9 protein-coding genes are annotated in these 9311 nt (G+C 74.4%); 4 read left to right on the top strand and 5 right to left on the bottom strand.

Annotated features, from left to right (window positions below):
• Positions 1-157: 157 nt before the first annotated feature.
• From ACZ5NJ_RS36035 to ACZ5NJ_RS36020, 4 genes are read right to left on the bottom strand one after another with little or no spacing between them, the layout of a single operon-like run.
• Positions 158-1045: an MBL fold metallo-hydrolase gene (locus ACZ5NJ_RS36035; protein ID WP_468770758.1), complete on the bottom strand. Its 888-nt coding sequence runs from the start codon at positions 1043-1045 to the stop codon at positions 158-160.
• Positions 1046-1059: 14 nt separating this feature from the next.
• Positions 1060-2319: a ketosynthase chain-length factor gene (locus ACZ5NJ_RS36030; RefSeq protein WP_468770750.1), complete on the bottom strand. Its 1260-nt coding sequence runs from the start codon at positions 2317-2319 to the stop codon at positions 1060-1062.
• A complete protein-coding gene (locus tag ACZ5NJ_RS36025; RefSeq protein WP_468770748.1) occupies positions 2316-3587 on the bottom strand; it encodes a beta-ketoacyl-[acyl-carrier-protein] synthase family protein in 1272 nt (423 codons plus the stop codon). The genes ACZ5NJ_RS36030 and ACZ5NJ_RS36025 overlap by 4 nt, the downstream gene beginning before the upstream one ends.
• Positions 3584-4762, bottom strand: coding sequence for a DegT/DnrJ/EryC1/StrS family aminotransferase (locus ACZ5NJ_RS36020; RefSeq protein ID WP_468770747.1), 1179 nt, complete (start codon positions 4760-4762; stop codon positions 3584-3586). The genes ACZ5NJ_RS36025 and ACZ5NJ_RS36020 overlap by 4 nt, the downstream gene beginning before the upstream one ends.
• Positions 4763-4936: 174 nt before the next feature.
• Between ACZ5NJ_RS36020 and ACZ5NJ_RS36015 the strand changes: the two genes are divergently transcribed.
• The 3 genes from ACZ5NJ_RS36015 (at position 4937) to ACZ5NJ_RS36005 (ending at position 7615) form a co-directional block, all read left to right on the top strand.
• Complete coding sequence (locus ACZ5NJ_RS36015) at positions 4937-5740, top strand: SDR family NAD(P)-dependent oxidoreductase (protein WP_468770745.1); 804 nt, start codon at positions 4937-4939, stop codon at positions 5738-5740.
• Between the two features lie 64 nt (positions 5741-5804).
• Positions 5805-6758, top strand: coding sequence for an aromatase/cyclase (locus ACZ5NJ_RS36010; RefSeq protein WP_468770743.1), 954 nt, complete (start codon positions 5805-5807; stop codon positions 6756-6758).
• Positions 6755-7615 carry an SDR family NAD(P)-dependent oxidoreductase gene (locus tag ACZ5NJ_RS36005; RefSeq protein WP_468770742.1) on the top strand — a complete coding sequence of 287 codons (861 nt, stop codon included), beginning with the start codon at positions 6755-6757 and terminating at the stop codon, positions 7613-7615. The genes ACZ5NJ_RS36010 and ACZ5NJ_RS36005 overlap by 4 nt, the downstream gene beginning before the upstream one ends.
• A 24-nt stretch (positions 7616-7639) precedes the next feature.
• Here the strand turns inward: ACZ5NJ_RS36005 and ACZ5NJ_RS36000 are convergent, their stop codons facing one another.
• Positions 7640-8365 carry an SDR family NAD(P)-dependent oxidoreductase gene (locus ACZ5NJ_RS36000; RefSeq protein WP_468770740.1) on the bottom strand — a complete coding sequence of 242 codons (726 nt, stop codon included), beginning with the start codon at positions 8363-8365 and terminating at the stop codon, positions 7640-7642.
• A gap of 105 nt (positions 8366-8470) precedes the next feature.
• Here ACZ5NJ_RS36000 and ACZ5NJ_RS35995 point away from each other — a divergent pair, with 105 nt between their 5' ends.
• Positions 8471-9310 (top strand): LysR family transcriptional regulator, encoded by an 840-nt coding sequence (locus ACZ5NJ_RS35995; protein ID WP_468770738.1) that lies wholly within the window; start codon positions 8471-8473, stop codon positions 9308-9310.
• The last annotated feature ends 1 nt before the right edge of the window (position 9311 follow it).

The raw sequence follows: 9311 nt of genomic DNA, 5'->3' as shown, positions 1-9311 counted from the left end.
CCGCCAAGGCGGCGAGGTGCGGTGCCGGGCGGCGCGGGTCTGGGGGCACCTCCCAGCGGTAGCTGGGGGAGCAAGATCCGGAAGAGACGGCCTAGCGGCACCCGCACCGACTGGCCGCACCCCTCCGTACGGCCCCGGCTGCCCGTCCGCACCGCCCTCAGGCGGCGCAGGCGGGCAGTCCGCCGTGGTACTCGACCATCTCGCGGAACATCGTCTCCACGTCGAGCGGGTGCCCCGGCGCCGCGCCCGCCGCCTCGGCGTAGGCGCGGTGCAGGTTGGGCACCAGCCGCTCGGCGTCGAGGAGCCCCGCGTACGGGCCGAGGTCGGCCTCCCGCGCCGCCTCCAGCGGGGTCAGCCCCGCCGCGCGGCCCTCGGCGGCCAGCCGCTGGACGCGGCGCAGGTAGCCGGCGGTGGCGTCGAGCAGTTCGGGCCCGCCGACCGGCCCGTGCCCGGCGACGACGGTCCGCGGCCCGAGGGCGCGCAGCTCCTCGACGGCGGCGAGCGAGCCGGAGACCGAGCCGGTCAGGCAGAACGGCGTGGCCCCGGACATCACGACGTCCCCCGTGAACAGCACCCGCTGGCGCGGCAGCCAGACCACCGTGTCGCCGGCGGTGTGGGCGGTGCCGGGGTGGATCAGCTCCACCGGGAAGTCCCCCGGGTACAGGGTGAGCCGGTCGCGGAAGGTCAGCCCGGGCAGCTCCACCCGGACCTCGCCCCAGGGGACGTCGGGCCACAGGCCCGTCAGGTGCAGTCCGGCCAGGTCCATCTCGGCCCGCGCCGCCTCGTGCGCGACGACCAGCGCCCGGTCGGCGAAGAACCGGTTGCCGAACGTGTGGTCGCCGTGCGAGTGGGTGTTCACCAGGAAGCGCGGCGCGTTCGGGGTGATCCGCGCGACCGCCTCCTTCAGGGCCCGGGCCCGGGCCTCGGTGGCGGCCGTGTCGACCAGCACGGGCCGGCCGCTCGGGGCGATCAGCCCCGCGTTGTTCAGGCACCAGCCGCCGTCGGGCTGGAGGTGGGCCCAGACGTGCTCGGCCACCTCCTCCATCCGCCCGCCGCCGGTCACCGTGCCCGGACCACCATGGCCGCGTTGAAGCCGCCGCGGCCCCGCGCCAGGACCAGCGCCGTGCGCAGCCGGCCGGGCCGGCGCACCTCGGTCACCAGGTCGACGGGGCAGTCCGCGGCGGGCGGGCCGGCGTGGACGGTCGGCGGGACCACCCCGTCGCGCAGCGACAGCAGGGCCGCGGCGAGGTCGAGGGAGGCACCGCCGGCGGCGAGCCGGCCCGTCATCGTCTTGGGCGCGGTCACCGGCACCCCGTACGCCCCGAAGAGCTCGGTGAGGGCCGCGGCCTCGGCGCGGTCGGCGTCGCGCCGCCCGGCCGCGTCCGCGAAGACCACGTCGACGTCGGCGGGGGCCAGCCCCGCCTCGCGCAGCGCCAGCGCGGCGGCGTCGCGCAGCCGGGGGGCGCCGCCGGAGCCGGGCGGCGGGTCGAAGGTGGCGGCGTACCCGGCGACCTCCCCGTACGGGCGGGCGCCGCGCTCGCGGGCGGCCGCCGCGTCCTCCAGGACGAGCAGCGCCCCGCCCTCGCCGACGACGTGTCCGCCGGCCTCCTCGGAGAAGGGGAGGTAGGCGCGCTCGGGGTCCTCGGAGGTGCTGAGTTCGCCGGAGGCCAGGTGGGCGGCCCAGCCCCAGGGGCAGAGGGAGGAGTCCATGCCGCCGGTGACGACGAGCCGGACGCCCTTGCGGAGCTGGCGGCGGGCCTGGGCCACCGCGTCGAGCCCGCCGGCCTGTTCGCTGACGAGGACGCTGTTGGGGCCGCGCATCCCGTTCCGGATGGAGATCTGGCCGCTGTTGACGGCGTAGAACCAGGCGAAGGACTGGTACGCGCTGACGTACTGGCCGCCCTTGCTCCACAGGGCCTGGAGCTCGCGCTGGCCGAACTCGTAGCCGCCCGCCGAGCTGGCGGTGATGACGCCGGCCGCGTAGTCGGGCAGCTCGGCCGGGTCCACCCCGGCGTCGGCCAGGGCCTGGTCGGCGGCGGTGAGGGCGAGCCGGGTCACCTGGTCGGTCTGCGGCAGCAGCCGGCCGGGCAGGTGCTCGGCGGCGTCGAAGCCGGGCACCTCGCCGGCCAGCTTGGCGGGGTACTGCCCGGCGTCGAACCGGGTGACGGGGCGGATGCCGCTCTCGCCGCGCAGGACCGCGCTCCACCAGGCCTCGGTACCCAGCCCGTTGGGGGCGGCGACGCCGATGCCGGTGACGACGGGGTCGGCGGCGGCGGCCGCCGCGGACATCGGCGGCGCGGCTTCGGTCTGCGTGCTCATGCGGCGGCTCCCAGGCGGGGGCGGGTGAGGATCATGGCGCTCTGGAAGCCGCCGAAGCCGCTGCCGACGCTGAGCACGGTGTCCGTGCGGTGCTCGCGCGCGGTCAGCGGGGTGTAGTCCAGGTCGCAGCCGGGGTCGGGGTGGTGCAGGTTCGCGGTGGGCGGGACCGTGTTGTGCTCGATGGCCAGGGCGCTGGCGGCCACCTCCAGGGAGCCGATCGCGCCCAGCGAGTGCCCGATCATCGACTTGATCGAGCTGACGGGGACCTCGTAGGCGCGCTGTCCAAGGCTGCGCTTGAAGGCGGCGGTCTCGTGCCGGTCGTTCTGCTTGGTGCCGGAGCCGTGGGCGTTGACGTAGTCGACGGCGGTGGCGGGCAGGCGGGCCTCGTCGAGGGCGACGGTGATGGCCTCGGCCATCTCGCGGCCCTCGGCCTTCAGGCCGGTCATGTGGTAGGCGTTGCCCCGGCTGGCGAACCCGGCGATCTCCGCGTAGACGTGGGCGCCGCGCCGGCGGGCGCTCTCCAGCTCCTCCAGGACCAGGATGGCCGAGCCCTCGCCGAGGACGAACCCGTTGCGGGTGGCGTCGAAGGGCCGGGAGGCGCTCTCCGGGTGGTCGTTGCCGGGCGAGGTGGCCTTGATGGCGTCGAAGCAGGCGACGGTGATCGGCGAGATCGGGGCCTCGGTGGCACCGGTGACCATCACGTCGGCGCTGCCCTCGCGGATCAGTTCCGCGGCGTGGCCGATGGAGTCCAGGCCGGAGGTGCAGCCGGTGGAGACCATGGAGACCGGGCCCTGGGCGCCGACCCGCCAGGCCACCTCGGCCGCCATCGAGCTGGGCACGAAGTAGTCGAACAGGTGGGGCACCGCGAGGGTGTGGTCCACCTGCCAGGTGGAGCCGCCCCCGCTGACGGCGTTGTACTCGTTGTCCAGGCCGGTGGTGCAGCCCACCGCGCTGCCCAGGGTGACGCCGGTGCGCGTGGGGTCCAGGGCCGCGGTGTCGAGCCCGCTGTCGCGGACCGCCTCGTCGGCGCTGACCAGCGCGAACTGTGCGGCCCGGTCCAGGCGGGCGGCGTCCTCGGGGGTGAAGCCGTGGGCGAGCGGATCGAAGTCGGCCTCGGCGGCGATCCGCGAGCGGAAGCCGGAGGCGTCGAAGAGGCTGATGGCGCGGGTCGCCGTCCGCCCGGAGGTGAGCCGGGCCCAGTACGCCTTGGTGCCCACTCCCCCGGGTGCGACCACGCCGATCCCGGTGATGACGACGCGTCGGTTCATGGGGTGTCCTTCACGGTGAGTCCTTCGTCGGTACGGGCGGCGAGCCGGGAGCGCACCGAGCGGCGCAGGGCGTCGATGACGGTGGCCACGTCCCCGTCGCTGAGTCCGGGGTGCAGGGGCAGGCGTACGGTGCGCTCCACCGCCCAGTCGCAGGAGGGCAGCGGGGCCGCCGGGGGCTCCCCGTCGGCGTCGGCCCCGAACCGGTGCAGGGGGGCGTGGTGGGAGGTCGTGTAGATCTCCTCGGCCAGCAGGTCGGCGACGACCCCGTCGCGGACGGCGGGATCGAGCTGCAGCCAGTACACGCAGTCCGTGGACTCGTGGCCCTCGGGCAGCGGCGGGGGCGTCAGGAGCCCCTCGGTCCCGGCGAGCTCCCGGTCGTAGCGGGCGGCGATCTCGCGGCGCCGCTCCACCATCTCGGGCAGCCGGCGCAGCTGGACGGTGCCGATGGCGGCGGTCAGGTCGTTGCCGGCGATCCCGCGCCCGTACTCGGGCAGGTCCGGCTCGCCGGGCAGGACGGCGCGGCCGAAGCCGCTGGCGCGGACCAGGCCGTGGCGGGCGAGGAGGCGGGTGCGGGCGGCCCGTTCGGGGTCCTTCGCGTAGACCATGCCGCCGTCGCCGGTCACCAGCACCCGGCCCGGGTCGAAGCTCCACACGGCGAGGTCGCCGAAGGTGCCGGCGAGCCGGCCGTCGACGCGGGAGGCGACGGAGCAGGCGGCGTCCTCCATCAGGATGACGCCCAGCTCCCGGCAGCGGGCGGCGATGCGGACGATGTCGCCGGCGCGGCCGCCGTAGTGCAGGAAGAGGACCGCGCGGGTGCGGTCGGTGAGGGCGGCCTCGACGTCCTCCAGGTTCGGGTTCAACGTGTGGCGGTCGACGTCGCAGAAGACGGGGCGGCCGCCGCGGGCGGCCACGGCCTCGGCGGTGGCCGGCAGGCCCAGGGAGGGCAGGACGACCTCGTCGCCCGGCCGGAGGTCGAGGGTCTCGACGGCCAGGTGCAGGGCGGTGGTGCCGGAGCTGGTGAACACGACGTGGCCGGCCTCCAGGCCCAGGTGCTCGGCGAAGGCCGTCTCGAAGGCCTTGGTGCGCCGTCCGCTGCCGAGTCTGCGGTCGTGGAACACCCCGGCGACCGCGTCGAGTTCCTCCGCCCCCACCTGGGGCTGAAACAAGTTGATCATGGTCGCCTCTCGCGTGCGGGTGTCTCCCCGATCTTGTCGACCCCCGCTCGACGACCGGTCGAGGAACGGTGGTCCCCGCCGGTCGCGGGGGCGTACGAGAGGCCTTCGAGCCCCCCTCCATCGCGATGACGGATCCTCCGCGTGCGCCACCCGTCGATTCACCGAGGAGTTCTCATGCCCGACCAGGCCCAGGATCAGGACCAGCCCCAGCGCGTCGCCGTCGTCACCGGAGCGACCAGCGGCATCGGCCTGGAAGCGGCCCGCACCCTGGCCGCGCAGGGCCACCGGGTGTTCATCGGCGCCCGCGACGCCGACAACGTGGCCCGTACCGTCAAGGAGCTCACCGCCGAGGGCCTGGAGGTCGACGGCGCGAGCGTGGACGTGCGCAGCGGCGAGGGCGTCAAGGCCTGGGTCGAGGCGGCCGTGGCGCGGTTCGGCACCATCGACGTGGTGGTCAACAACGCCGGCCGCTCGGGCGGCGGCGTCACCGCCGACATCGCCGACGAGCTCTGGTACGACGTCATCGAAACCAACCTCACCAGCGTCTTCCGCGTCACCCGCGAGGTCCTGAACACCGGCGGCATGCGCGCCAAGAACCGCGGCCGGATCATCAACATCGCCTCCACCGCGGGCAAGCAGGGCGTGGTCCTGGGCGCCCCCTACTCGGCGTCCAAGCACGGCGTGGTGGGCTTCACCAAGGCGCTGGGCAACGAGCTGGCCCCGACGGGCATCACCGTCAACGCCGTCTGCCCCGGCTACGTGGAGACCCCGATGGCCGAGCGGGTCCGCCAGGGCTACGCCGCCGCGTACGGGACCTCCGAGGAGGCCGTGCTGGAGAAGTTCCAGGCCAAGATCCCCCTCGGCCGCTACTCCACCCCGCAGGAGGTCGCCGGACTGGTGGGCTACCTGGCCTCCGACACCGCGGCCTCCATCACCTCGCAGGCCCTCAACGTCTGCGGCGGCCTCGGCAACTTCTGAGCCCGCCCCGCCCGATCACATACGTACGTACGCGCGTACGACCCCGAATCCGAGGAGCACGACCATGCCGCAGCCCGGCCTGCGTGAAGTGGAGCACGAGATCACGGTGTCGGCCCCGGCCGAGACCGTGTACCGGTTGATCGCCGAGGTCCGGAACTGGCCGCGGATCTTCCCGCCGACCATCTACGTGGACCACGTCCCGCAGGGCGGCAACGAGGAGCGCATCCGGATCTGGGCCACCGCCAACGGCGAGCCCAAGAACTGGACCTCCCGCCGCACCCTGGACCCGGAGCGGCTGACCATCACCTTCCGCCAGGAGGTGCCGGCGCCCCCGGTCGCCGCGATGGGCGGCACCTGGATCATCGAGCCGCTCCCGGAGGGCGCGTCCCGGGTGCGGCTGCTGCACGACTACCGGGCCGAGGACGACGACCCGGCGAAGCTGGAGTGGATCGACCGGGCCGTGGACCGCAACTCCCGCGCGGAGCTGGCCGCGCTGAAGACGAACGTCGAGCAGGCCCACGCCACCGAGGAGCTGACGTTCTCCTTCGAGGACACGGTCCGCGTGGAGGGCTCCGCGAAGGACGTCTACGACTTCGTCAACGAGGCCGACCGGTGGCCCGAGCGGCTGCCGCACGTGGCGGTCGTCCGACTGACCGAGGACACCCCGGGCCTCCAGGAGCTGGAGATGGACACCCGGGCCAAGGACGGCTCCGTCCACACCACCAAGTCCTACCGAGTGACCTTCCCGGACGAGCGGATCGCCTACAAGCAGACGACGCTGCCGGCGCTGATGAGCCTGCACACCGGCTACTGGACCTTCGCCGAGGACGGCGAGGGCGGCGTGTCCGCCTCCTCCCAGCACACGGTGACGATCAACACCGCGAACATCGCCCGGATCCTGGGCCCCGAGGCCACCGTCGAGGACGCCAAGGCGTACGTGCGCACGGCACTCGGCACCAACAGCACCGCCACCCTCAACCACGCCAAGGCCTTCGCCGAGCAGCGGGCCCGTCGATGACGGAGGGGGCGCCCCGGGTCTGGTTCGTCACCGGTGCCTCCAGGGGCCTGGGACGGGCCGTCACCGAGGTCGTCCTGGAGGCCGGGGACACCGTGGTCGCCACGGCCCGCCGTATCGAGGCGCTCGGCGGCCTCGTCGAGCGCTTCGGCGACCGGGTGGTCCCCATGACCCTGGACGTCACCGACCGTCCGGCGGTGTTCGCCACCGTGGCCGAGGCCGCGGAACGGGCCGGGCGGATCGACGTCCTGCTGAACAACGCGGGGTACGGGCTGGCCGGCGCGGTGGAGGAGGTCACCGAACGGCAGGTCCGCGACCAGTTCGACGTGAACTTCCTCGGCGCCCTGTGGACCACCCAGGCCGTGCTCCCGCTGATGCGCCGCCAGGGCTCCGGCCACCTCCTGCAGATGTCCAGCATCGCGGGCGTGACCACCTACCCCAACCTGGGCATGTACTGCGCCAGCAAATGGGCCCTGGAGGCGATGGGCGAGACCCTGGCCCAGGAGGTCGCCGGCTTCGGGATCAAGGTCACCCTGATCGAGGCCGGCGAGTTCCGCACCGACTGGAGCGCGAGCTCCCTGGTGCGGGCCACGCCCAAGACCGCCTACGACGCCGTGCTGGCCCAGCGCCGGCACGGCCTGTCGGGCGCCTTCGCCCACCTCCAGCCCGGCGACCCCCGCCGGGCCGGGGCGGCCCTCCTGAAGCTCCTGGAGGCCGAGGACCCCCCGCTGCGCGTCCTCCTCGGCACCACCGCGGCCGACCGCGCCCCGACGGCCCTCCACGAACGTCTGTCCGTCTGGGAGGAATGGGCCCCCCTGGCCCCGACGACGGACTTCCCGCCGGCCCGGCACGCCGGCTGAGGTCCGGCGGCGCCGGTGAGCCCGTCACCAGGGCACCGTTCCGCCGTCGTCGAAGAATCCGCCGGTCGGTCCGTCGTCGGGCAGGGTCGCGAGGCGCATCGCGATCGCCGCGCCCTGCTGGGGCGTGCGGACGCCCTGGAAGCCGTTGAGGTCGGTGGCGGTGAAGCCGGGACAGCCGGAGTTGACCAGGATGCCGGTGCCGCCCAGTTCCTTGGCGTACTGGACGGTGACGGCGTTGAGGAAGGTCTTCGACGCCAGGTACGCGACGGGAACCGGGCCCATGTCGACGCCGGGCGTGGTCTGCAGGACGAGCGAGCCGACGCTGCTGGACATGTTCACGATCCGCGGCGACGCCGAGCCGCGCAGCAGGGGCAGCATCGCGTTCGTGACGCGGATGACCCCGATCACGTTGGTCTCCACGACGTCCCGTACGGTCGCGGGATCGACCGTGGTGGGCGTCTGCGGCATACCGCCGGTGATCGCGGCGTTGTTGACCAGGACGTCGAGCCCTCCGGCGCGGTCGGCGATCAGCTCGGCCGCGGCGGCCACGCTCGCGTCGTCCGTCACGTCGAGCGGAACGCCGAACGCGTCGGTGCCGGCCGCGCGCAGCTTCTCCACCGCGGTGTCGCGGCGCCGCCGGTCCCGCGCGCCCACGCCGACGCGCCAGCCGAGGGCGCCCAGGCCCGCCGCGATCTCGTATCCGATTCCCTTGTTCGCACCGGTCACCAGCGCGATCGTCTGTGCACTCATGTCGTCAAGCGTGGTGCGGACCCGGGTGGGACGTCCAAGACCGACCGGGTGAGCGGCGATACCGCACGGGTATCGTCCCTGGTGAGCGCCGGATACGATGACGCGGTGGAGACGCGGGAGCTACGGTACTTCGTCGCCGTCGCGGAGGAATTGCACTTCGGGCGGGCGGCGCAGCGGCTCGCCATGGCGCAACCGCCGCTGTCGCGGGCGATCCAGCAGCTCGAACGGCGGCTCGGAGTGGTGCTGCTGCACCGCACCGCTCGCGCGGTCGCCCTGACCGAGGCGGGGTCGGTGCTCCTGCGGGAGGCCCGGGCCGCACTCGACGCGGTCGAAGCCGCCGAGCGCCGCACCCGCCGCGCGGCCGCCGGACTGCCCGGTGTGGTGCTGGCCACGAAGGCCGGGGCGGCCGGCGACCTGTTGTCGAAGCTGCTGGACGCCTACGCCGCCGAGCCCGGCGCGGTCGCCGTCGAGGTGGTGCTGTGCGGACCCGGCGAGCAGGAAGGGATGCTGCGCGACGGGCGAGCCGACGTCGCCCTGCTCCACCGGCCCTTCGACACGACGGCCGGACTCGACACCGAGGACCTGTACACCGAACGGCAGGTCGTGGTCCTGCCCGCGGGGCACCCCTCGGCCCACCGGCCCCAGATGTCGATGGCCGAGGTCACCGCCCTGACGGACCTGCCCCTGCCACGCTGGCCCCGACGGGACGGGAGCCATCCGGACGGCCCCGGCCCCCAGGTGCGCGACCACACCCAGCTGTTGCAGCTGATCGCGCTGGGCCGGGCCTGCGCGCTCATGCCCGAGTCCCTCCGGACCCACCTGCGCGACGGCCACGCGGCGGTGCCGGTGCCCGATGCACCAGCTGTCACGACCGTCATCGCCTGGCCACCGCACAGCAGATCCCGAGCCGTCGCCGCCCTCGTCCGCACCGCGACACGCCTCTAGG

It is taken from the genome of Streptomyces sp. NPDC032091, assembly GCF_055580265.1.
The sequence above is the reverse complement of the archived record's forward strand: the minus strand, read 5'-3'. Positions and strand labels throughout refer to the sequence as shown.